The organism is Pseudomonas fluorescens, from assembly GCF_018614655.1.
Taxonomy (GTDB): Bacteria; Pseudomonadota; Gammaproteobacteria; order Pseudomonadales; family Pseudomonadaceae; genus Aquipseudomonas; species Aquipseudomonas fluorescens_BX.
The window spans coordinates 105,638-128,658 of the sequence record NZ_JAGGOG010000011.1 but is presented as its reverse complement, the minus strand read 5'-3'; the positions used below and the strand labels follow the sequence as shown (position 1 = coordinate 128,658).

Annotated in this window: 22 protein-coding genes and 2 pseudogenes; 11 read left to right on the top strand and 13 right to left on the bottom strand. The window is 59.6% G+C overall.

Features of this window, described 5'->3' with window-relative positions; all coding sequences use genetic code 11:
- Positions 1-121 precede the first annotated feature (121 nt).
- Genes argE through J7E41_RS10940 form a run of 4 tightly spaced genes read right to left on the bottom strand, consistent with a single transcriptional unit; the run spans position 122 to position 3,721 of the window.
- The gene (gene argE, locus J7E41_RS10955) at positions 122-1,267 is read right to left on the bottom strand and encodes an acetylornithine deacetylase (protein WP_214992665.1); all 1,146 of its coding nucleotides are present in this window, start codon (positions 1,265-1,267) and stop codon (positions 122-124) included.
- On the bottom strand, positions 1,264-1,941 hold the full coding sequence (locus J7E41_RS10950) for a DUF1028 domain-containing protein (protein WP_214992662.1): 678 nt from the start codon (positions 1,939-1,941) through the stop codon (positions 1,264-1,266). Before J7E41_RS10950 ends, argE begins: the two co-directional genes overlap by 4 nt.
- A 14-nt stretch (positions 1,942-1,955) precedes the next feature.
- Positions 1,956-2,366 (bottom strand): RidA family protein, encoded by a 411-nt coding sequence (locus tag J7E41_RS10945; protein WP_155583912.1) that lies wholly within the window; start codon positions 2,364-2,366, stop codon positions 1,956-1,958.
- Positions 2,367-2,383: 17 nt separating this feature from the next.
- On the bottom strand, positions 2,384-3,721 hold the full coding sequence (locus J7E41_RS10940) for a flavin-containing monooxygenase (RefSeq protein ID WP_435304117.1): 1,338 nt from the start codon (positions 3,719-3,721) through the stop codon (positions 2,384-2,386).
- Positions 3,722-3,837: 116 nt separating this feature from the next.
- Here J7E41_RS10940 and J7E41_RS28060 point away from each other — a divergent pair.
- Both J7E41_RS28060 and J7E41_RS10935 read left to right on the top strand, forming a co-directional pair.
- Positions 3,838-3,924, top strand: a pseudogene (locus tag J7E41_RS28060) (outer membrane lipoprotein carrier protein LolA); the annotation flags it as partial.
- 46 nt (positions 3,925-3,970) lie between these two features.
- A complete protein-coding gene (locus tag J7E41_RS10935; protein WP_214992654.1) occupies positions 3,971-4,405 on the top strand; it encodes a GNAT family N-acetyltransferase in 435 nt (144 codons plus the stop codon).
- 9 nt (positions 4,406-4,414) lie between these two features.
- On the opposite strand, the gene J7E41_RS10930 is transcribed toward J7E41_RS10935, so the two are convergent.
- On the bottom strand, positions 4,415-4,909 hold the full coding sequence (locus tag J7E41_RS10930; RefSeq protein WP_214992650.1) for an HIT family protein: 495 nt from the start codon (positions 4,907-4,909) through the stop codon (positions 4,415-4,417).
- Between the two features lie 140 nt (positions 4,910-5,049).
- Between J7E41_RS10930 and J7E41_RS10925 the strand changes: the two genes are divergently transcribed.
- A complete protein-coding gene (locus J7E41_RS10925) occupies positions 5,050-5,379 on the top strand; it encodes a DHCW motif cupin fold protein (RefSeq protein WP_214992647.1) in 330 nt (109 codons plus the stop codon).
- Positions 5,380-5,397: 18 nt separating this feature from the next.
- Here the strand turns inward: J7E41_RS10925 and J7E41_RS10920 are convergent, their stop codons facing one another.
- Positions 5,398-6,312: a LysR family transcriptional regulator gene (locus J7E41_RS10920; protein WP_214992644.1), complete on the bottom strand. Its 915-nt coding sequence runs from the start codon at positions 6,310-6,312 to the stop codon at positions 5,398-5,400.
- Between the two features lie 118 nt (positions 6,313-6,430).
- On the opposite strand from J7E41_RS10920, the gene J7E41_RS10915 reads away from it, so the two are divergent.
- Positions 6,431-7,657: a cation:dicarboxylate symporter family transporter gene (locus tag J7E41_RS10915; protein WP_214992642.1), complete on the top strand. Its 1,227-nt coding sequence runs from the start codon at positions 6,431-6,433 to the stop codon at positions 7,655-7,657.
- 111 nt (positions 7,658-7,768) lie between these two features.
- On the opposite strand, the gene J7E41_RS10910 is transcribed toward J7E41_RS10915, so the two are convergent.
- The 4 genes from J7E41_RS10910 to J7E41_RS10895 all read right to left on the bottom strand — a co-directional run bounded on the left by J7E41_RS10910 (position 7,769) and on the right by J7E41_RS10895 (position 11,916).
- On the bottom strand, positions 7,769-9,379 hold the full coding sequence (locus J7E41_RS10910) for an argininosuccinate lyase (protein WP_214992640.1): 1,611 nt from the start codon (positions 9,377-9,379) through the stop codon (positions 7,769-7,771).
- Between the two features lie 19 nt (positions 9,380-9,398).
- Positions 9,399-10,646: an OprD family porin gene (locus tag J7E41_RS10905; protein WP_214992638.1), complete on the bottom strand. Its 1,248-nt coding sequence runs from the start codon at positions 10,644-10,646 to the stop codon at positions 9,399-9,401.
- A 188-nt stretch (positions 10,647-10,834) separates the two neighbouring features.
- Positions 10,835-11,311 carry a copper chaperone PCu(A)C gene (locus J7E41_RS10900; protein ID WP_214992636.1) on the bottom strand — a complete coding sequence of 159 codons (477 nt, stop codon included), beginning with the start codon at positions 11,309-11,311 and terminating at the stop codon, positions 10,835-10,837.
- Positions 11,311-11,916: an SCO family protein gene (locus tag J7E41_RS10895; protein WP_214992635.1), complete on the bottom strand. Its 606-nt coding sequence runs from the start codon at positions 11,914-11,916 to the stop codon at positions 11,311-11,313. The genes J7E41_RS10900 and J7E41_RS10895 overlap by 1 nt, the downstream gene beginning before the upstream one ends.
- Positions 11,917-12,096: 180 nt before the next feature.
- Here J7E41_RS10895 and J7E41_RS10890 point away from each other — a divergent pair, with 180 nt between their 5' ends.
- The 3 genes from J7E41_RS10890 (at position 12,097) to J7E41_RS10880 (ending at position 13,540) form a co-directional block, all read left to right on the top strand.
- A complete protein-coding gene (locus tag J7E41_RS10890) occupies positions 12,097-12,480 on the top strand; it encodes a DUF2946 domain-containing protein (RefSeq protein ID WP_214992633.1) in 384 nt (127 codons plus the stop codon).
- Between the two features lie 94 nt (positions 12,481-12,574).
- Positions 12,575-13,138 (top strand): putative natural product biosynthesis protein, encoded by a 564-nt coding sequence (locus tag J7E41_RS10885; RefSeq protein ID WP_214992631.1) that lies wholly within the window; start codon positions 12,575-12,577, stop codon positions 13,136-13,138.
- Between the two features lie 195 nt (positions 13,139-13,333).
- Complete coding sequence (locus J7E41_RS10880; protein ID WP_214992629.1) at positions 13,334-13,540, top strand: PLD nuclease N-terminal domain-containing protein; 207 nt, start codon at positions 13,334-13,336, stop codon at positions 13,538-13,540.
- Between the two features lie 108 nt (positions 13,541-13,648).
- Here J7E41_RS10880 and J7E41_RS28055 read toward each other — a convergent pair.
- Both J7E41_RS28055 and J7E41_RS10875 read right to left on the bottom strand, forming a co-directional pair.
- A pseudogene (locus J7E41_RS28055) lies at positions 13,649-13,732 on the bottom strand (protease); the annotation flags it as partial.
- Positions 13,732-14,511: a DeoR/GlpR family DNA-binding transcription regulator gene (locus J7E41_RS10875; RefSeq protein ID WP_214992626.1), complete on the bottom strand. Its 780-nt coding sequence runs from the start codon at positions 14,509-14,511 to the stop codon at positions 13,732-13,734. The gene J7E41_RS10875 and the pseudogene J7E41_RS28055, both read right to left, overlap by 1 nt.
- Positions 14,512-14,669: 158 nt before the next feature.
- Between J7E41_RS10875 and J7E41_RS10870 the strand changes: the two genes are divergently transcribed.
- From J7E41_RS10870 to J7E41_RS10855, 4 genes are all read left to right on the top strand, one after another.
- Positions 14,670-16,673, top strand: a complete 2,004-nt coding sequence (locus J7E41_RS10870) for a dermonecrotic toxin domain-containing protein (RefSeq protein WP_214992622.1) — start codon at positions 14,670-14,672, stop codon at positions 16,671-16,673.
- Complete coding sequence (locus tag J7E41_RS10865) at positions 16,639-19,326, top strand: hypothetical protein (RefSeq protein WP_214992619.1); 2,688 nt, start codon at positions 16,639-16,641, stop codon at positions 19,324-19,326. The genes J7E41_RS10870 and J7E41_RS10865 overlap by 35 nt, the downstream gene beginning before the upstream one ends.
- 52 nt (positions 19,327-19,378) lie before the next feature.
- Positions 19,379-20,539 (top strand): alpha-hydroxy acid oxidase, encoded by a 1,161-nt coding sequence (locus tag J7E41_RS10860; protein ID WP_214992616.1) that lies wholly within the window; start codon positions 19,379-19,381, stop codon positions 20,537-20,539.
- A 341-nt stretch (positions 20,540-20,880) separates the two neighbouring features.
- The gene (locus tag J7E41_RS10855) at positions 20,881-21,471 is read left to right on the top strand and encodes an NUDIX domain-containing protein (protein ID WP_214992613.1); all 591 of its coding nucleotides are present in this window, start codon (positions 20,881-20,883) and stop codon (positions 21,469-21,471) included.
- A 197-nt stretch (positions 21,472-21,668) separates the two neighbouring features.
- Here J7E41_RS10855 and gudD read toward each other — a convergent pair whose 3' ends face one another.
- Positions 21,669-23,018, bottom strand: coding sequence for a glucarate dehydratase (gene gudD, locus J7E41_RS10850; protein ID WP_214992610.1), 1,350 nt, complete (start codon positions 23,016-23,018; stop codon positions 21,669-21,671).
- Positions 23,019-23,021 lie beyond the last annotated feature (3 nt).

The window sequence follows — 23,021 nt, the reverse complement described above, 5'->3', positions numbered from 1 at the left end:
GCGAAAGCGGTGTACCAGCCAACATATTCGTCGATTGACACTACGCATTCGCGAGCAAGTCGAATCGTCGCACCGCCGCTCCCACATTTGATCTTCAGTGCTTGGGAGGATGGCGTCTGGCTCAGAGGCAGATTGAGAGCAACATCCGCTGTAACATCTCATCACATCCCTCCAGTTGCGCCACACTAACAAACTCATCCGGCTTGTGCCCCTGGTCCATGCTGCCAGGCCCGCACACCACGGTCGGAATCCCTACCGAATCAAACAGCCCACCTTCGGTGCCAAACGCCACGGTGCCAAATTCCCGCGACCCGGAAAACGCTGCAATCAGCTCCGCCGCCTGACTACGTTCATCGGTGACCAAGCCTGGATATGCCGACAGCTCACTGAAGCGAATCGCACTCTGTTCACTGACCGCACGCATGCGCGGCAACACCTGCTGCTCGGCGTAGGCCTTCAGTTCCTCAGCCACCATCGCCGGATCCTGCGAGGGAAGGGCGCGTACTTCAAAGTCGAAACGGCAATCGGCAGGGACGATATTCAACGCCTTGCCACCCGAAATCACCCCGGTTTGTACGGTAGTGAAGGGCGGATCAAACCGCGCATCCTGCTGCCCTTTGAGACGCTGGCCAATCCGTCCCAGTTCACCAATCAGCTCTGCGGCGTACTCAATGGCATTCACCCCGGACGGCGCATAGGCCGAATGACACGCTTCGCCATGCACATCACAGCGCATCGCCAGCTTGCCCTTGTGACCCAGAACCGGCTTCAACCCGGTGGGCTCGCCAATGATGCACAGCATCGGCTTGACCGGCCGTTGCTCCAGCACCTTGAGCAGCGAACGCACCCCCAGGCAGCCCACTTCCTCGTCATAGGACAGTGCAAAATGCACCGGCATCCGCAACGGTGCATTGACCAGCGACGGCACCAAGGCCAGCACACAGGCGATGTAGCCCTTCATGTCCGCCGTGCCCCGGCCATACAACTTACCGTCGCGCTCGGTCAGTTCAAACGCCGGCACGGTCCACGGTTGGCCATCCACGGGCACCACGTCGGTGTGACCGGAGAGCACAATGCCCGGCAGGTCTACCGGGCCGATGGTTGCGAACAGATTGGCCTTGCTGCGCTCATCGTTGTAGACCAACTCACTGGCGACACCGAAGCCTTCGAGGTAGTCGCGGACAAATGCGATCAACTGCAGGTTGGACTCACGGCTGGTGGTATCAAACCCCACCAGCGTCTTGAGCACATCACGGCTGATGCTCATCGATCGTCTCCGGCCACGCCGTAGCCTGGGGATTTGTCCGGAGCCAGTGCACGGTCGATGTAGTCCTGGACTTGCGGGCGATAGGCGTCCCACAGCGTTTGCAGTTCACCGATCGGGTCCTGGTCGGCCCAATCCACCCGCAGGTTGATGATCGGCCAGGTCAATTCACCGACCACCACCATGGCGGCCGAATGCACGGGCCCGGCTTCGCCGCCGCCAGCGATGGCGGCGTGCATGGCAGCCAACAGGCGGTCAGCCAGTTGACCTTCGCCATTTTCAAAGGCTGCGACCATGGTCTCGATCACCGAGCGGTCCGCCAGCATGTTGCCGGCGGCGACGCACTGTTCACCTGATACAGCGTTGTGGGTTCCCAGGGTTTCGCTGCCGCTGAAATGCACGGTGCGCCCGAGGTGATCAATCGCCGTCAACTGTCGGTACTGGCTGTAGCCGTTGCGGGTCAGTACCTTGTCTACCGCGTCTTCTGGCGACAGCCCTGACTCAAGCTGGTCGAGCACTTCCGGGCCAAGGGCCGGCAGGGTGATGTTCTGGGTCGCAACCGCACCCACTCCGGGGCGCAGCCACGGGCAACGGGCGCCTACGGCGATACTCGATGAGCTGATGGCGATGCCGAGCTGGCCGGTTTCGGCGCAACGGGCGACGATTGAAAAGGTCATGTCCTGGCTCCTGTTTACTCGGGGATGACGGCAATCACATCAATTTCCATCAGCCACTGCGGCTGGCCCAGGGCCGATACCACCAGGCCGGTGGAGATCGGGAACACGCCCTTGAGCCACTTGCCGACTTCCTGATACACCGGCTCACGGTAGCGCGGGTCGATCAGGTAAGTGGTGGTCTTGACGATGTGGCTGAGGTCGCTGCCGGCTTCTTCCAGCAGTTGTTTGACGTTGCGCATGGCCTGCTCGGCCTGGGCACGCGGGTCGCCAAGGCCGATCAGGTTGCCGTCGAAGTCGGTGCCGACCTGGCCGCGAACGTAGACAGTGTTACCGGCACGAACGGCCTGGCACAGGTCGTTGTCCAGGGTCTGGTTGGGGTAGGTTTCCTTGGTGTTGAACATGCGAATACGGGTGTGGGTAGGCATCTTGAATTCCTTGAGTATCAGGCGCTGACAGGGGAGTGAATGGTTTCGCGACGCTGCGATGCATCCCGGTAATCGAGGTATTTACGCTGGGTGGCGATATGGTCAGCCACGTGCTTGGCGTCATGCCAGACGCCCCAGATAAACGACGAGCCGCGACGGGACTGCCAGGGCAGCCCGAGGAAATAAACTCCCTGCTCGCTGGACACACCGCGCTGGTGCTGAGGCTTGCCGCTGGCGTCGAAGGCATCGACGTTCAGCCAGCTGTAATCCACCGCAAAGCCGGTGGCCCAAATGATGGTCGTGACGCCGGCCTTGGCCAGGTCCAGTTCAAGGATCGGCTGGGTGACGCATTCAGGGTCCGGGAACACGCGCCGGGCTTCAGGCTCCAGTGGCAGGTCGAGGCCATTGCGCTCGATATAGGCGTCTGCCGCATCCAGCAGCGCCAGGTAGTTCTCGTCACCGCGGGTCAGGTTTTCCACCAGGTTCGGCTGAAACGTCGCCACGCTGCCATTGAAGGATTGGGTCAACCCCACCAGCGTCATGCCGCGATGAGCCAGCTCGCGAAAATCGATGGTCTTGCCGCCATGCGCACCGCTGACTGCAATGGTCACGTGTTCGCGGCCCGGCTTCATCGCCGCCTGATCCCACTCGCCCAGCACCCCCAGCCACCAGCAGAAATCACGGTTGCGATAGGCACGCGGAGGGCGGTCATGGGCGCCCACCGACAGATAAACCTGCTTGCCGGCACGCTGCAATTCATCGGCGATCTGCACCCCCGAAGAGCCCGCACCCACCACCAGCACGGCGCCCTCGGGCAGTTGCCCAGGGTTGCGGTAGTCGGCAGAGTGGATTTGCGTGAAGGGCACATTCTGCGGCGCGATTGCCGGGATCACCGGCTTCTGGAATGGTCCGGTGGCTGCGACCACCCGGTTGGCTTCGATCACGCCTTCAGAGGTGTGTACGGTGAAGCCCGGACGGCCGACATTGCGCTCTACCGACTTCACTTCAACGCCAGTACGGATCGGTGCGTTGAACTTGCGGGCGTAGGCTTCAAAGTAGTCCGCCACGCGTTCTTTCGCGGCAAAGCCGTCCGGGCTGACGTCATCAAACTCAAGGCCTGGAAAGCGGTCATGCCAGGCCGGCCCGTTGGCCACCAGCGAATCCCAGCGCCCGGTGCGCCAGCGCTCGGCGATACGACTGCGCTCCAGCACCAGATGCGGCACGCCCTGCTTGCTCAGATGCTCACTCATGGCCACGCCGGCCTGGCCGGCGCCTACCACAAGAGTGTCTATTTTTATTGTTTCAACAGTCATGTCTCTATCCTTCTGAACAGCGATTGGATTCAGGTCGGGCATGACTTCAAGGCTAGGGGGCGGGCGGGTATTAATAAAATATTATTAAGCTGGGAAGTGAGCATAAATAACTGATGCAGAGCAGCCAGGCACTGACGTGATCCCCTGTAGGAGCGAGCTTGCTCGCGAAGGTCGTTAACGATAACGATGGAAAACTGACACCCAGCGGCGCACTCAGGTTTTTCGCGAGCAAGCTCGCTCCTACAGGGGACCGCGTTAGTATGGAAAACCCACACCACCAGGCTCGATCCAATGCTCAATATTCGCGTCATGACAAGGGGCGACTACACCGCTGTCATCGACCTTATGCGCAACACTCCTGGTATTTCCCTGCGTGATGCCGACTCCCGCGAGTCGACCTCCCGGTATCTGGAGCGCAACCCTGGTATGAGTTTTGTCGTTGAAGCGGATGGCGTGCTCTGCGCTTGCGTGATGTGCGGGCATGACGGACGTCGTGGGTATCTGCAGCATTTGCTGGTGTTGCCCGAGTATCGGCGCCAAGGCATTGCCAATACGCTGGTAGAGCGCTGTCTTTCAGCGCTTGAACAGCAAGGCATCCAGAAGTGCCACCTTGATGTGTTCAAGACCAACGAAAGCGCAGCCCGCTATTGGCAGAGTCAGGGCTGGCAACTGAGGACGGATATCGACCGGTATTCGTTTACCCGGCGGGGTAACGAGAATGCTTGAAACTTAGGACTAAACGACTTTGTTTCTGAGCGCCTCCCTCAAGCGCTCAATCGTCTCGCACACCGACGGTCCCTGCGTTGCCGGTGGCGTGAAGCGCTCACCAAATTCGCGCCAGATAAACAGCGTCAGCTCGGCTCCGTCCGTCAGGGGCTGTGGTGAGGTAGCTGCGGAAAAATTCTCCAGCACCCGGTAGCGCTCATCCTGCCAGAACAGGTCCTCCACCCAGCCGTACACCGGGATGAAATGAAAGTGCAGGGGGAAGCCTGGCATGTGCCCGAACCGGCTGATGTACAGCCACTTGGGCGCCAACTGCACCTCCATGACCCGCTGGGTCTTGGCGAGCAACCCGCCCAGTTCCGCAAGCGCCGGCTCCGGCAAATCAGTCAGTGAACTGATAGGCGTCTTGGCACCCAGCATCAGGTAGCCCGGCAATGCGGACGCCAGGTGATGGTTGAGGATCCAGTGCTCGGTCTCGTGGAGGATGTAGGCGGGGTCGATTTGCATCAAAGGACATCCAGGCGCAGTGGAGCAACAGGATAACAAGAGCGCAGGGCTGTATCCCACAAAAGCCAACCATCTGTGTCTATCGCAAGTCTCAGGCAGCCAGTACGGTCTTCTGTCGTTGTTTGATGACCGAGGCAATTATGGATCTTGTCGCAATCCCGTTTGGCACCACTGATTGGTCAACTGTCGAGCCCACCCTCCATCCCGGAGAAACAGGTCATGCTTATTGGCGCACCTGTCAGTTCGGTTCGGTGCGGGTACGAATGATTGAATACAGCCCCGGCTATCTGGCCGATCACTGGTGCTGGAGAGGTCATATCCTGCTATGCCTGGAGGGCGAATTGCACACTGAACTGGAGGATGGTCGTCGATTCACCCTCACCGCCGGGATGAGTTATCAGGTGGGCAATGATAGGGAGGGGCATCGGTCATCGACTGACACGGGGGCAAGGTTGTTTGTGGTGGATTGACCCTTAATCGCGCAGGCCTTATGCCTTCCGATAAACCCCAGCCAGCTTCCGCGCCAGCTCAATAAAATTCTGCAACGGCGCCGACGGATTGAACGTGCGCCGTACCAAGGTGATCGGGGCCAACAACCGTGGTCGCGCATCTCGAATCCGGCAATACACCACACTGTCCCGGTGCACATCGCGCATGGAGGCAGGCACTACCGAGATACCTTCTCCCGCAGCCACCAGGCTGACGTTGGTCAGCATCCGCTCCACTTCAAAGGCTATCTTCGGTTCGAATCCGGCGTTCTGGCAGGCCTTGATCAGGTTGGCATACATGCCCGGAGCACCGGGACGACGCACGAGGATGAAGCGTTCGTCCTTGAGGGCGTTCAGGCTGATTGAAGGTTCTCGGCCTTTGAGCAGCGGATGGCCGACGGGCAGGGTGAGGAGCATTTCTTCGTTGAGCAGGCGGTGGAAGGTGAGGCTTTGATGGTCGCTGACTGGCGCGCGGAGGGTGCCGATGTCGATGCGTTTCTCCAGGGTTTCTTCGGTGATTTCTCGGGCGCTGCCTTCCTTGACCGAGAGCTCCACCCCCGGATAGTGCTCACGGTAGGCGCGGATGATGCGCGGGATCAACGGGTGGGCGGCGGCGGAGCTGGTGAAGCCGATGACCAGGGTGCCTTCGATGCCGTGGGCGGCGCGGGAGGCCTTGAGGGATCCGTGTTCGACGCGGGCCAGGATGATCCGCGCTTCATCGAGGAATACCAGCCCGCCAGCGGTAAGGTCGACCCCTTTGGGGTGGCGCTTGAACAGCTCGAACCCCAGCTCTTGTTCCAGGGCGCGAATCTGTTGGCTGAGGGGCGGTTGTTGTATGTTCAAACGGGCGGCAGCGCGGGTGAAATGTCGCTCTTCAGCCACCATGATGAAATAGCGTAAATGGCGAAGTTCCATGGTGGTATATCCCGTGGCAAGACTTTATTATTTGTGGCCTGGGTGCGCCTTGGTGACCAATATGCCGAAAGTACTGGGTCACGACAATAACAATAAATAAAAAGACTGAGGAATGCCGATGTCAACCCGATCTGCCAGGAATGCGAGCATGCCAATCCTGGCTGCCATTGCTCTTGGGATGATATTGGGGCTGGTCTATCCAGAGGTGGCGATTGATATGAAGCTGCTCAGCGACGGCTTTATAAAGTTGGTCGGTTTGTTGATGCCCTTTCTATTATTTGTATTGGTTACTAGTGGCATTGCCGGTATTCAGCGTGAACAAAAACACAGTCGCGTAGTGGGCCGGATAGTGCTGTATTTCCAGCTGATGTCGCTGTGTGCGCTGATGATGGGATTGGTTGCCGGCTCAGTCTTCGGTCTTGATCAGCCCGAAGTGGCGTCCCTGGGTCTTGGCCTGCCAGGGTCGACGCACATCTCGGGAATGCTTGTGCAAGAGCTTTCGCTGATGTCGGTTTTAACCAGTGTTTATGGGGTGTTTGTCCATAGCCTGGTGTTGCAGGTGATGGTCGCTGCGGCGTTTTGCGGGTTGTTGCTCGGTCGTGGGATAAAAGGCAGCAACCGTTGCCTGGCCTGGCTGGAGTCGACCTTGACGGTGTTCTTTCGGCTGCTGCACGTTATCTTGAAGTTCGCCCCGTTGGCGGCATTTGGGGCGATGGCTTTTGTTATCGGTAAATATGGCATGAGTTCGGTTTTGCCGTTGCTGAAGTTTATTGTTGTTGTTTATATGGCCTGTGCATTATTTGTTGTTTTGGTGTTTGCGGGGGTCGCGCGGGCGGCGGGATTTCGATTGTCCAGGTTGATCGTTTATTTGAAGGAAGAGTTGTTGTTGGTGGCGTTTACGGGCTCATCGGTCGCGGCACTTCCGGGATTTGTTGGCAAACTTGAGACGCTGGGGTGTGATCGTCAGTTAGTACGCTTGGTACTGACGACCGGCTATAGCTTCAATTTAACCGGCAGCCATATTTATCTGACCACAGCCATCATGTTTTTGGCCCATTTGGCCGGCGTGAGTATCACCGCGCCGGAGCTGCTGGCCGTGTTGCTGATTTGCCTGGTTACCTCATTGGGGTCTACCAGCGTGGCGGGCTCTGCGTTGTTTACCTTGATTGCGACCTTGAACATTCTGCAGTGGATCCCGTTGGAGGGTGTGGGGCTGCTGCTGGGTGTGGAACGGTTGATGAAGTGCCGTTCCTTGACCAATGTGTTGGGTAATTGTGTGGCCTGCCTGGCGATATGCAGTTGGCAGAAGGCCTTGGATCATCAGGTCCTGGAGCGGGAGTTGTAGTCGCTGCCGAGGCACGAGGCTGCGATGGGCTGCGCAGCGGCCCCCTGCGGCGGTCCTGCGGACCGCATCGCAGCCTCGTGCCCCGACAGCGGCTACCACGGCCATCGTGTATCAGCCTTTGCTATTTGCCAATTTGTCGAAAGCCTTGTCCAGGTTACCTTCTGCGCTTTTCAGCTTGTCACGGCGTTCCGTCAGCCACTTCTGATCAGCCGTCAACGATTTGTGCGCTTCAGCCAACATCCGCTTGACCTCTTCCGGCTGTGGTCCACCCGTGCCTTTGCGAGTCTTGACCATATTGGTCGGCGACAGCGCCGCACGCAAACCGGCCTCATCCAGTGGCAAGGTATTGGGCGTCCACTTGTACTTGTCCGCTGCCTGGCGATATAGCTTTTGCGCATCGGCGTACGGGAAGGTTTTCGGGGTGGTGCCATTGCTGCGGGCTTCGGTGACGATCAGCGAAGCAAAGCTATGGCCAATCCGGAACGGCACCTTGAACTGGCGCTCCAGGGTGTCGGCCAGCTCCATCGAGGTGGTCCATTCCGACTCCAGTTCTTCCAGCGCCCGCTGCGGGTTGATTTGCAGCGCGTCGAGCACAGCGTCCATGCTCGTGAACATCTCGCCCGTGGATTGGAACAGACCCAATGAATCAAAGGCGAACTTGTAGTCGGTCATGCCGGTGGTGACGTTATGGGCGCGCAAGGTTACGGTCTGGGCCAGCCCAACCACATCCGATGCCGACTCGCGAGTGCGCATCAACAGCCCCGGGTTGCGCTTTTGCGGCATGGCGCTGCTGGTGTAGGTGGACTCTTCATCCAGCAGCAACCAGGGGCGGATCTGGTGGTATTGGGTATGGATATCGCCAATCATGGCGCCGATGCGAATGGCCGAGGAGGCCGCCAGGTTCGCCGCTTCAATCGGGATGTCATAGGTGGACACCTGGCTGGAATCCAGGGAGTTTTCCCGCACGCCATCAAAGCCCAGTAGCTCGGCCAGGCGTTCACGGTTGAGGGGATACGCGGAGTTTGCCAGTACCGCCGTGCCCATCGGGCTCAGGTTGAGGCGCGTATAGAGTTCGCGAATGCGCTGGCCGTCCCGATCAAATGCCGCCTCGTACGCCAGCAGGTAATGGGCGTAGCTGATGGGCATGGCCTGCACGCCGTTGGTGTAGGCCGGCACCAGGGTGTCGACGTTCTTCTGCGCGATGGCCAGGATACGTTGGCGTGTAGCGTTCAATGCGTCGCTGTAGGCCAGTACCTGGGTGCGTAGTTTGGCCAGGCGGAAGGTCGCGAGCATGTCCTGCCGACTGCGGCCGGAGTGGATCAGCGAGGCTTCGGGACCGATCTTGTCGGTCATGATCTTTTCCAGTTGCAGCACATCGCTGGGGCGTTTGCCCCCCGACTGGTCGGCCTGATCGATGGCGTAGCGTACGCCGCCGGCGATCTTCTGGCCCATGTCCGGCTTGACGATGCCTTCTTCGGTGAGCATCACGATCGAGGCTTTGTTGATGCGGTTGAGCCAGGCGAACTGGGTTTGTGTCGGGTCGCCCTTGGCTTTGCGCGGGGACTGCGAGGTGTCCACTGACGCACCGACTTTTGCCGCCTGGGCCGCGCATTGTTCGGTGGTGTTGCAAGGTAACTCGCCGGTGTCGGTGGCATAGGCGCCGTAAGTACTGAACAGGGCGAACGCCACTGCCAGGTGAACCAGGCTTTTCTTGGTATTCATGGGCAATGCTCCGGAAAAATTAAAGCAGGGGCAGGGTGTAGCTGACGATGAAGCGGTTCTGGTCGATGTCGCTACCGGAGCCGTTGCTGCGGTAGGTGCCATTGCGCCATTTCACCTCGAGGTTCTTCAGTGCGCCGCTCTGGAACACGTAGCCAATGTCTGTGTTGCGCTCCCATTCGGTGCCTTCCACGCCTCGGCTGCGCTCGAAGTTGTTGCCCTTGAGATAGCGGGTCATGAAGGTCAGGCCGGGCAGACCAATGGCGGCGAAGTCGTAGTCGTAGCGGGCTTGCCAGGACTTTTCTTCGGGGTTGGCGAAGTCCGGCGAGATCATCACGTAGTTGACAAGGTAGGAGTCGGTACCGTCCAGATGCGGGAAACCCGTGGTGCCTTTCATGCGTTGGTAGGCCGCACCGAGCGAGTGGCCCTGGATGCTGTAGGTGAAGCGTGCGCCAAAGGCCTGGTTGTCGACGTTGGTGTTGCCGGCCTTGCTGGAGTCGGCATAACGCAGGTCGGTCTTGAATGACTGGGTGTTGCCCAGGGGCAGGGTGTGTACCAGGTTGAAGATGTGCTGCTTGTAGTTGTTTTCCAGGTTGGCGTAGTGGTACCCGGTGGCCAGGTTCTTGGTCCATTTGTAGTTGGCGCTGGCGAAGTCGAATTGGTCGCTGGGCACGGCACCCTTGATGCCTTTGCCGGTAACCTCGATGTCGTCGTGGCCACTGACATTGCGCAGGGTGTTGCTGGTCAGGCGCCCGGCGTCGAAGGTCAGGTCGGTAATGTCTTGGCTGGTCAGTTGGGTGCCGCGAAAGGTTTGGGGCAGCAGGCGCCCGTCATTGGGCAAAACGGTGGGCAGCCTGGGGATCAAGGTTCCGACTTTCAGCACGCTCTTGGAGATCCGCGCCTTGGCCGTGGCTCCCATGCGGCTGTAGCTGTCGGGTGCCTTGTCATCACCGACGGGCAACAAGCCGGTGTTTTGTCGGTCAGGGCTCGAATCCAGCTTGAGGCCCAGCAAGCCGATGGCATCCACACCAAATCCCACAAGGCCTTCGGTAAACCCCGACTGATAGTTAAGAATCAGCCCTTGGGCCCACTCATCACGCTTGGATTGGCTGGCGCCGTCCTGACGGTAATCGCTGTTGAAGTAGAAGTTGCGAAATTCCAGGTCGGCCTTGCTGTCTTCAAAAAAATCAGCTTTGGCGAAGGAGGGGAAGGCGAGGGTCAAACCGAGGGTGGCCGAAGTCAGGCCCAAGGCAAGGGGGGATTTATTCATTGTTATTCCCGTTGTCTGCTGCTTATTTTTAGAATTGTGTGGCCGGACGGCGACAGGGAGACGCATCCGGCCTGAGCAGGCTAACGAGTTGGTTTATAGATTGAAAATATATAGAAAGTGTTGATAGCAGACGTTCTAAGTATGTCGCTTGCCCTCTGTGGCGAGCGGGCAAGCGCCATCACCGCACATCAATGCATCTTGCTGTGGTCCATGTGGTCCATGCCGTTCAACGCACGGGCCGGGGCCTTGATTTCGAGGGTCTGTTTTTCGCCCTTGGCGTTTTCCACGGTCAGAATCAGCGGCACCTGATCGCCTTCCTTGATCTGGCCGGTCAGGTCGATCAGCATCACGTGGTAGCCCTCAGGGTCGAGCTTCACGGCTTTACCGGCGGGCAGCGCGACGAAGTCCACCGGGCCCATGCGCATCACGTCATCCTTCATGCTCATTTCGTGGATCTGCACGGTCTTGGCCACTGGCGACGCCACGCTGAGCAACTTGCTGTCGCTGTCCGCCGTGACGGTCATGAATGCACCGCTGGACGGCTGCCCCGGTACGGTGGCGCGCACCCAGGCATCGCTGACCAGGGCCTGGGCGCTGGCGTGAGCGGCGAGGCCCAGCAGGGAAAGGCCGAGGGCGATGCGCTTGAGGGTTTGAACGGCAGTCATTAGCAGACCTCCATAACGGTGAGCAGGTCTTCTGCGCACTCTTTGGCGTTAAGGGATGCCGACAGGCCCAGGCGCAGGTTGCCGCGGGTGTCGAACACAAAACTGGTGGCGGTGTGGGACAGGGTGTAGCTGTCTCCGGCGGGAATCTTTTCATAAAAGATCCCGAACTCCTTGGCGGCCACGGCGATTTCTTCCGGGGTGCCGTACAGCGCTTCGAAGCTGGGGTCGAAGGCCTTGACGTAGGCGTCGAGCACCTTGGGTGTGTCCCGCTCCGGGTCCAGTGTGATGAAGATCACCTGCATGATCTCGCCGTCGCGACCCATCAGCTTCTTGGCCTGGGCCATCCGGGCAAGCGTGGTGGGGCAGACGGCCGGGCATTGGGTGAAGCCGAAGAACACCACGGGCATCAAGCCACGGAAGGAGCTGAGGGTGACGGATTCGCCCTCGGTGTTCTTGAGCCTGAAGGTACGGCCCATGATCTTGTCGCTCAGATCCTTGCCGTACTTGAAGTTCAGTCTGGGGCTGTTGTCACAGCCGCTCAGCAGGCCAAGGCCCAACAGGCCCATGCCCTGGATGACTTTGCGGCGGGTGAATAACGTACTCATCAACGGTGCATCCTGTGAAGCGCCTGGGTCCTGCGAAACGTATCAATCAGGCTTTGAAAAGGAGTGAACGAGGAGGGCGCCCATTCTACCAACCCTGGCCGCCCTACGTAATCTGCGACGTTCTGCCGCAGGGCGGGCAGGGCTTCATCCGTCCGGATATTCGGTGTTAAAGTCGCCGCCATGAAACTGACCCGCCCGGACCGTTCGCTCATTGCCTGGACCTTGTATTTCTGCGTCCTGTTCAATGTGTTCGTCTGCGGTTTGGGGCATGGGCAGATGATGGGCCTGGAGCTCAATGGTCTGGGCGGGCAGTTTTGCTCGGCATTGGGCAGCAAGGCGCCGGCTTCGGACAGCGACCTTGGCAGCCCGATGGCCAGCAGTTGGTCGAACTTCTTCGCCTGCCCGGTCTGTTCGGCCGTGACCCTGGCGATCGTCTACCTGTTTTGCCTGGCCTGGCTGCTGAGCCTTGGGCAAGCGCCGCGCCCCGGTCATGAACAGCGCAACAAGACACCTCCCCGATACCTCTGGCCTTCCGCCAACCCTCGCGCCTCCCCGGCATTCTGACGCGTGCCCGTGGCGTCCTGTGATCAGGGCGCCTGCTGTGCGCTGCGCCGTTATTGGCGGCCAGCGTCAATCGTCACGAGTATGAGTGTGTTCCATGGCCTATCTTCTGCCTTCAGGCGCGGCGCGTCTGGTCAGCAAGACCTCCCGCAGCCAGCCGCGCGGCGACGTGCTGCTACCGTTCCCTGACTACCCGAGCAACTCCCGTTGTTTTGTACATCTGGATGCCCGGTTATTGCCTTACTGGCATACCTTGTTCGACGTCTGTCCGGGGTTGCTCAAGCTCGATCCGCCGGAGGGCTTGAACCTGTTTCGCAGTTTCATGACCTGGGCCTACCGAAACCGTCCGCCGCAGAATTGGACCTACCACTTGAGTATCTGTCGTTGGTTGCTGAGTTCGCGGTATCGAGAACAGATCGATGAAGAGACGATTGAAGCGTTCATGACCGCTGCCGCCGCGCGCTGGATCAACACTGACGACAGCCAGGCTCAAGGGGTGGTGCTGGCCTGGCAAGGGGCCCCCATCCGGGTCGTCGACTGGAAGGACGCAGGATGCAGCGCGGTGTTATTGGACGAGGAGCTGGCGCCACTGCCTTGGGATTTTGCGTGGTGCCCGTTGCCCGGCAAGCGTGGATTCAGACGCTGGTTAGCGGTGCCTTGAGGTTGTGACGATAGGCCACGACTTTCAAGAGGTGCCGCCCTCGGTGGCATAGGCGCTGTCAGGCCTGGGCGCGAGCAGTTTGATCGTGCCCGGGATGACGGGCTGCAGTCTGGCGATATCAGCCTTGCGTCGATTTTTTAATGAACCCTCACGCCTACGCCTTGACCAAATGCATGAGACCTCAGGAGGTAAATCATGCAAATAGAATACGTCTGGATTGGCTTGGCGGTGCTGCTGGTGCTGCTGGAACTGTGGGCAATCAATAACGTGCTGCGCAGCGGCATACGCTGGGAAAACAAGGGGCTGTGGCTGGTGCTGATTATTTTCATGCCGCTGCTGGGAATGATCCTCTGGGTGCTCATCGGCAAGAGCGCCTCGTCTCCCGAGCCCGGCAAGGACTGAGCCCGAACTGGCCCCAGCGGCTACAGGTGTTCGACACGGCCCTGTAGCCGGTGTTATCTGAAACTCGAGGCAGGAAGCCAATCTTCGAAGTTGCATAGATACCTATGCTCAAGCAGCCAGGGCCTTGACGATCGCCTCGTTGAACGCCGGCAAATCATCCGGTGTACGTGAGGTGATCAGGGTCCAGCCACTCAGGCATCCGCCTGGATCACTTCGATCCCCATCCGCCGATAACTGTCCACGCTGGCGCCATCCATCGACTGCTCGGTGATCAGCGTGTGAATACGCGTGCAAGGCGCGACGACAAAAGGTTCCACGGCGCCGAGTTTGTCCCCCAGGGTGACGGCCACGACCTGGGACGCACTGTCGAGCATGACCTGCTTGACCGCCACTTCATCGTAGTGCTGTGAGCTGATGCCGATCTGCGGGTGCAAGGCGCAAACTCCGGTAAACAGCAGGTCGGCCTTGATCCCCTGGATCAGCCGTATGGCTTCATGGCCGGTCGCGGACATCGTCGCGGGATTGAGTTGGCCGCCAGCCAGAATCACCTTGATATGCGGGTGTTCCGCGAGGGCAACGGCGATCAGCGGCGAGTGGGTCACTGCCGTCAGATGGAGGCTGTGGGGCAGTGATTGGGCGATCCGCAAGGTGGTGGTACCGGAGTCGAACAACACGATCTGGCCGTCTTGCGCCCGCTGGGCCGCGAGTTGAGCCAGGTGTCTTTTTACCTCGCTGGTTTCGCCGACACGGGTGAAGTAATCCTTGCCCGTGTCCTTGGGGCGCGGGAGCGCGCCGCCGTGTACCCGTTGCAACAGCCCGGCGGCGGCCAGTTCGCCAAGGTCGCGGCGGATGGTGTCTTGGGACACGGCAAAATGGTCTACCAGTTCCGAGGCCATGACTTTCCCGTCGCGTTCCAGCAGCAGCAGGATTTTTTGTTTGCGCAGGGAGGGCAGATCAAGAACGCTATGCATGTTTGTGCCTGTTAGTGCGTATTTTAAGCGGATTATATCGGCACCATTGCGAAAGGCAATGCAGGTTTATGCATGTTTTACGCGAGCCTAACTATCTACCCCTGACCGGTTTGGGCCACGCGCTACGTTCTGGCGATTATTGATGCCAGGAAATCCCGATGAATAACCCTCAGAAAGCGCTTGACCAGAACCGCGTGTCCCGTGAATACCTTGCCAAGGAATTCGCGGACCGACCCAGCCTGGCGGATATCGCCGAATCCTTGATTGATGATTGGGTACACGAGTGGTTCCCAGGCTCACGGTTACGTGCCAGAAACCTGTGGGTTGGCGTGACACAGCGCGCAGGCGATAGCGTGACCTATAGTCAAGTCACGTCGCTGAGCGATGCCTTGATCTCGCGTTGCATGAGTCGCCAACCGCTGAATTATACGCCCGGCCATCATCAGGTACTGGCGGGCGCCACGAGCACGAGTGTTACACCGGAAAACACAGCGTTCTCGGTAGATGACCTGGAGTTCATGCTCAACGCGCTGGCGGCCGATCTGGTCCCGGCGCTCCAGGCGCGGATGGTGCAGTACTGGAATGGCATCTCTTCGCAGGACCCGTTGTCGACCCGGTGGCGCTTGGTCAGTGAGCAGCTGCGAAAGTGCTTGAAAACCGCTCGACAGATTCCACCACTCAGCGAGTCGCAGCAATTGCTGCTGAACGGAATCTACCCGAGTAAGGCGGATCGGCAACGGTTTGGAGGGCCCGACGCGTTGCTCATCTCTCAGGTCTACGTTGCCAGTGGTGCGCAGCTTGGGCAATGGGTTCCGCTGTTGGTTTTTCAAAGGCTCCAGGGGGCCAGTGTTCATGTCTACAGTCCGGCTTCGTATCTGCTCAGGCTCGACTCACTGGACCTGTTAGGAAGCTTGCTGCCACGCTACATGAGTCACTACGCGCCCGATCAAGTCCTAAAATGGACCCTCAAGGAGCCCGAAGGCGATGTTTTCGATAGTCTGGCCCAGAGTCTTCTGGAGAAGCAGTTACGGGATATATCCGTAATCGACTGGACGCAACTTCCCCGGGTCGCCAGCTATAAAAAACTGCTCAATACCCTGACATCGCCCCTGGCTTGGTTTGATTCTGACGCTGCGCGAGAGCTGAGCGAGGAGCAACTGCCGTTGTGGTTGCAGACAGCCTCGGCGCTTGATCGCAAGACTTACGGCCATTGGCTGGCGCGGTTGGCGGATGTCCAGCAACGGGCGGCTGGGGTGGGCTTTCTCGACGGCATCGATCCGATTGATGTCTATGCCCGCAAGGCGTTGCAGCGGCAAATGGCCCTGGATCATCCCCGGGAGGTAACGGTCGATCCGGATAATTACGTACTGACTTTTGTGCGCACCCAGGGCTCCACGGTGGGGTGGACAGAAAGCGTGTCGCACACGCTGACTCAATACGCCCTGGAAAACCCGTTTATGACGCCCTATGCGCGGCTTGATATACGCAACCAGGCAGCCGCCGATGGAAGGCCTGCGAAGTGGATAACGCCCAGTTATCTCAAGCGTCTTATTAGCGCCGTGGATATTGGCAAACACTATCCAATGCTGCTCAAGGACCGGCTGATTCTCGACCCGGTCGAGGCCGATCGGCGAAGGCGACTCTTCGTTGACCAGATGGGCGTACAACTGCCGATGCAGGCCTTTGAATACATGGTGCGTGGCCACGGCGGCCTTACCCCATCCGGCTATCGGGTGATGCAGGCCATTATGCAGGCCGAAGCGACGTCGCGGGTGGTCGACGGCGAGGCGATTGTGGCGCGCCACCTGGCCTTTCTGGAGCATGCCGGCGGGTCGGTGCACCGGGCGTTTAACCTGTTTGTGATTGGCCCTCGGAATAACACCCCATTACCGCACATTCTTTATCACCCCTCGAGTGTGAATGCCCTCAGGCAATTCGACAGTCGCCAGGCATTGCTTGATGAGGTCATGCGCCCGGGCAGTGAGCTGCAGCATATTGTCCTCGACAGTATGTCCGAGCACAGTCGGGCACTGTTTGGCAACGGCGGTTTCCGCAGCCCGAACGCAAGGCGTTTTTTGCAAGGAGATGAGTTCGAGTCAGTTACACAGCCCAGCCCCGCGTTGCTAAGTGACTTGGAAATTCCGGAGGGTTATCCTCGATGAGGTGTTCAAGGAAAACGCAATCAGCCTGTGGCGGCAGGCCGACAAGCAGTCCGCCTCCAACGAAGAGTTGCGCTGGACCGTCTTCAAGAATGATCTCTGGCAGTTGTTCAATGTGTTGTTGCCGTTGCTGCGAGGGCCGGTCGCTGTCGCGGGGTGGTTGAGCCAGATACTGGCTTCAACCCAGGCGCTCGTGACCTTGCCCCAGGATGCTGATCAGGCTGCCCGTGCGGCAGTCGTTACCGATTTGATTGCGAGCCTCTCAGGCCTGCTCATGAGCCGTGTGATGGGGCTTGATGAGCGACTCGGGCTGAGTGAAGCGAAACCCGAAATCAGGCACTTGCCTGAGGTAATGAGCAGTCCGGTTCACGTTCAGCTGCCGGCGGCGAGGTTCCCCTGGCGCCGTACCCTGGGCGATATCACGGCAATGGATTTTTCCTGGACAAATGCCAATCAGCGATTGTCCACGGCCCAGTTGGCAGCGATCGAGACCTTCAAATGGCGCCCCGGTCCTGGGCAGGCGTGGCCGAATATTCCGAGCAATACTGAAAAAACGGGGACCACCCGCGGACTGGTGCGGGTCAATATCGGGCCGCAAAAGTGGCACCATCACGCGGTTATCGATGGCGGGTTCTATGCCGTCAGTCTCTTTGAAGGTGAATTGAGGGTGGTCGATCTGCAAGAGCCAAAGCGCTGGGGGCCTTGGCTCAAACGGGGGCGTGACGATCTGTGGCATTTCGATTTCGGCATGCGGTTGCTCGGGGGCGGGCCGAAGAAATCCGCTGCCACTCGCCGCGAAGGCTTTCGCAGTAACAACGTGAAGCTTGAGCAAGATTACGGCCTTTTAACCACTGAGCTGATGAATGCCGAGCGTAGGGTTGATGCCGCCTTCACGCTCTATGAAAGCGCTCATGGGGCTAGCTCGGAGCAGTTTACCGATGCGCAACGGCAGGCCATTTCCGTGCGTTATCTGAAAGAACTACAGAGTGAAAATCGATGCCAGTTCGACAAAATGGAGAAGCTCAAGGCTATGAACGAAAACAAACCCATGGTTGGCTTTGAAACAGAGCTGATCATGCAACTTGAGAGGCAGGTGGAAAACCTGCGCCAGCAAATGGCTCTGCTGATTCTGGCGCGCAAGGTGGCCGGCCCAACCGAGGCGCAACGTCAGGGGTGGCTCTCGCAACTCGATGATGAAGACCCGGTCCAGGCCCAATCTGCTCACGAGGCAATGCATGGCTATTTGATGAAAGTCGCCGAGTACAACGATCAGTTGATTGACCTGAGTATGCTGGAGCTGGAGCGCTTTGGTGAGTTGCTGAACGTCCCGGGGTTCGACTTGTCAGCGAGCCCGTTGGCGCAAGTACTGGCGCTGCCGGCAACGCCGCTGGACTGGAAGATCGTACAGTTGAAGGTCTACCAGGGGCTGGTGCTGCGCCGGCGACCGCTCGAGGAGGAGTTTGACGACTTTGTGGACCTCAAGCGGCTGGGCGATCAAGTGGTGTTGGCGGCCTGCTCGCAGAAGACTTTGCAGGAACCCGGTCTCGTCAGCCTGGAGCAGCGAGTCCAGGGGTTGGAGGGGCTTCTTCAGGAGTATGCGGATGCCCAGGCATGGCTGCGTTTTTATGGCGATAGCGCGCCAGACCTGATTGACCAGGACATGGTCAGGGGGCTGCACCGCCAGATCGAGGGGGTACGCCAGGAAGCTCAGCACACACTGGCCCTGGCACTCAGGGAGCAAGCCGAAGAACCCGCCATCAGACCGACGCCCACTGCGCTGCGGGACTCGGGCCGGCGTCTGGTACGCGACCGCAAAAATCGGATTCAGGCGGGGCGAGTGCGCCCGCAGACATCGGGTGCGGCGGGCGAGATCGTGGATGTCAGCGATCCTGTCGACCATACACCGGTCGCCAGCTTTCGCCAGAGCTCCGTCGCCGGCGAATGGGAGCAAGTTGTCGACGCACCCAGTCCGGTGGTGAGGCCTGCGCGATCATTGCGCAAGTTACAGGCAGATGCCGAGGCGCTGCTGGAGAAGGAAGCGATGGTCAGTCGCCAGGTGAGCAAAGAGGCACAGTCCTCCAACACGCCGATCAGCGCGCAAGCGCAACTGACGCACCTGGCTGAAGCGATGAACGAAGTGGCCGGAAAGATTCGTGACACGCTCATCACGCAAGGCAAAAAGCCAGATGTAACGGCAGAGCAACTGTTGGACGCTCTTGGGAAGGCCTCGTCTCGTTTGGTGGCGCAGGGGAAACAGGTGCGCATCGACATTATCCTGCGCAATCCCCCTGAAGAAGCCAGGATCGATTACCTAAAAAGCCAGGGCCAGGTCGATATCTTGCTGGTGGAGGGGCGCATCAAACTCAAGCGCGACAATGACTATCTGCAGGAATATGTGATTCGCGACACGTCCAGGAAGGCGGTGGCTTATGCACATTTTCATTATCCGGCCCAAGACACGCCCAACGCCAACTACAGTGCCGCCCATCTGAAGCTGCCCGAGCAACGCTACCTGAGTTTTCGCAGCCTTGCCGACATGCCCGAAAGTCGAGTGTTGGCGGTCTACCGTTCGCGAATCAGCGCGCGGCTGGCCGAGTCGCTCTTTCTGAGTGTCGCCCAGTCGACTCCCCGACGCAGCAGGCGCCAGTACTGGTGAGATGCAGGATCGCCGGTTACTCTCTGGACTCGTTCCGGGAGAGGTGACATTGATGACGCTGATCACAACCATCGAAGACTTGCGCAAGCTGGCGCAAAAACGCGTACCACGCATGTTCTACGACTACGCTGATTCCGGGTCGTGGACCGAGAGCACTTACCGGGCCAATGAAAGCGACTTTGCCCGGATCAAGTTTCGCCAGCGGGTGGCGCGTGACATCGATGAGCGCTCGATCAGCGCCACGATGATCGGTCAGGACATGGCCATGCCGGTGGCCCTGGCGCCGACGGGCCTGGCCGGCATGCAGCACGCCGATGGCGAGATTCTCACCGCGCGTGCAGCGGCTGCTTTTGGTTTGCGCTACACCCTGTCGACCATGAGCATCTGTTCCCTGGAGGACATTGCCGAGCACGTCGGCAAACCCTTCTGGTTTCAGTTGTACGTGATGCGTGACCGCGCCTTCATCGAACAGTTGATCGAGCGGGCCAAGGCCGCCGGGGTGGATGCGCTGGTGCTGACCCTGGACCTGCAGATTCTGGGGCAACGCCACAAAGACCTGATCAATGGCCTGTCGGCGCCACCCAAGCTGACCTTGTCCAACGTGCTGAACATCATGACCAAGCCGCGTTGGGCCATGGGCATGCTCGGCACCAAGCGACACGGTTTCGGCAATATCGTCGGTCACGTCAAGGGCGTGGCAGACATGAGTTCCCTGTCGTCCTGGACCGCCCAGCAATTCGACCCGCGCCTGAGCTGGGCCGACGTGGAGTGGATCAAGCGCTGTTGGGGCGGCAAGCTGATCATCAAGGGCATTCTCGATGTGGAAGATGCACGACTGGCAGCGGATTCCGGGGCCGATGCACTGGTTGTCAGCAACCATGGTGGACGTCAGTTGGACGGTGCACCGTCCAGCATCAGCCAATTGCCAGCCATCGTCGAAGCGGTAGGTGAGCGTATTGAAGTGTGGCTGGATGGTGGCATCCGCAGCGGTCAGGACGTGCTCAAGGCCGTGGCGCTGGGGGCCAAGGGCACGATGATCGGCAGGCCACACCTGTACGGTCTTGGAGCCATGGGTGAAGCCGGTGTCACCAAGGCACTGGATATCATCGCCAGGGAACTGGATGTGTCCATGGCGCTGTGTGGGTATAACGATATTCGTCAGGTCACGCGGGATATTTTGTTGCCGGGGACTTTCCCGGAAAAAACATCGTAAAACGTGAAAAGAGTTGTCCACGAAAACCGTGGGTATCTCTGTGGATAACCCTGCCGGAGCCCGGCAGGGATGGCGATTTAACGTCAGGTTAATATTTGATCAACTTCTGCTGCGAGCCAGTATGGCGTGGGGTTGCGCTTGACAGCTATCGGAAAAGCCGGTGTCGGAATGAGGGTTTATGAGTCGCCGGTCGGGCCTGTGGACGGTGTGTGGGCTGGCCCGGCCACGCTACAGGGAGTATTTCGACGACAGTCATTCTGCGGTCTATCTGCGCCATCGATCACTTGACGTTGCCCGGCCTGGCCCGACATGCTCCCCGCCCCACGACAAAAGGCCTGCCCATGGACAACAGCCCCGTTCGCATCACTGCTGAAGAAACCCTCTCCGATAACTGGTACGTGCTGAAAAAATACAGCTTCGACCTGCACCGCCGCGATGGCAGTTGGCAGGCCCAGACCCGTGAGGTCTATGACCGTGGCAACGGTGCGACGATCCTGTTGTACAACCGCGAGCAGCGTACGGTACTGCTGATCCGCCAGTTCCGCATGCCGACCTTCGTCAACGGTCACGATGGCTATTTGGTCGAGGCCGCCGCGGGCTTGCTGGACAACGCGAGCCCCGAAGAGCGTATTCGTCTGGAGGCCGAAGAAGAGACCGGCTACCGGGTGAGTCATGTCGAGAAGATCTACTCTGCCTTCATGAGCCCCGGCTCGGTCACCGAGCGGATTCATTTCTTTATCGGTGAATACCGACCTGGCGACCGGGTGGGCGACGGTGGCGGACTGGAAGAAGAGGGCGAGGATATCGAGGTGCTGGAGCTGGGATTTGACGAGGCGATTGCACAGGTTGCCGACGGCACGATTGTCGACGGCAAGACCATCATGTTGCTGCAGTATCTGGAGCTGCGGCTGCTTAAGGGCGGTTTTGCGTGAGACGTTACCCAGGCTGGCGGTTTCTTTTCAGGCGTCAGGCGCCGTCAGCATGACCACCCGATAGCGCCCATCAAAATCATCCGCCGCGATCACGCCGGTACGACTTCATTATCGGCTGCCGGTTCGGTGGCGTTGGTGGTGAGAGAGGGCGTGCGCGCCGGAACCGGCGCGCACTACACGTTGATCATGGGCGGAGCTTAGCGCACCAGGCACGGCCGCTTGTTATCAAAGGTCCAGCCGGGAATCAGGAACTGCATGGCGACGCTGTCGTTGCGCGCTCCCAGGCCCATGCCTTTGTACAACTCGTGGGCGTGGGCCACGGCGTCCATGTCGATGTCCACCCCCAGGCCTGGCTTGGCCGGCACCTGGATATGGCCATCGACAATCTGCAACGGCGCCTTGGTCAGACGCTGGCCATCCTGCCAGATCCAGTGGGTGTCGATGGCAGTGATATCCCCCGGTGCGGCCGCTGCCACCTGGGTGAACATGGCCAGGGAAATATCGAAGTGATTGTTGGAATGTGAGCCCCAGGTCAGGCCCCATTCGTGGCACATCTGCGCCACCCGTACCGAGCCTTGCATCGTCCAGAAGTGTGGGTCGGCCAGAGGGATATCCACCGACTGCAACTGGATCGCGTGGCCCATTTCTCGCCAGTCGGTAGCGATCATGTTGGTCGCGGTAGGCAGCCCTGTGGCGCGCCGGAATTCGGCCATGACTTCCCGTCCCGAATAACCATTTTCTGCGCCGCAGGGGTCCTCGGCGTAGGCCAGGACGTGGTGCTGGTCGCGGCACAGGGCGATGGCTTCTTTCAACGACCACGCGCCGTTCGGGTCCAGGGTAATCCGGGCGTCGGGGAAGCGCTCGGCCAGGGCCGTAACGGCTTCGATTTCTTCATCGCCGCGCAGTACGCCGCCCTTGAGTTTGAAGTCATTGAAGCCATACCGGGCTTTGGCGGCTTCTGCCAGGCGCACGATCGCCTCGGGGGTCATGGCGTGTTCGTGGCGCAGTCGGAACCAGTCGTCTGCATCGTCTTCGCTGCGATAAGCCAGGTCGGTTTGCTGGCGATCACCGATGTAGAACAGGTAGCCGAGCATCTTCACCGCGTCCCGCTGCTGCCCTTCACCCAGCAGTGCCGCTACCGGTACTTCGAGGAACTGGCCGAGCAAGTCCAGCAGTGCGGCTTCCATGGCCGTGACGGCGTGGATGGTGATGCGCAGGTCGAACGTCTGCTGGCCGCGCCCGGCACTATCTCGGGCCGCAAAGGTGCGCCGCATGGCATTGAGAATGCTCTGGTACTGGCCGATGGGCTTGCCGATCACCAGGCTGCGAGCGTCTTCCAGGGTTTCGCGGATGCGTTCGCCACCGGGCACTTCGCCGACGCCAATATGCCCGGCGCTGTCTTTGAGAATCACGATATTACGGGTGAAGAACGGGCCGTGGGCGCCGCTGAGGTTGAGCAGCATGCTGTCATGGCCGGCCACTGGAATGACGTCCAGATGAGTGACGACCGGGGCATTGCTGGCGTGGTGCTGGTGTTCTGTGTTCATGGG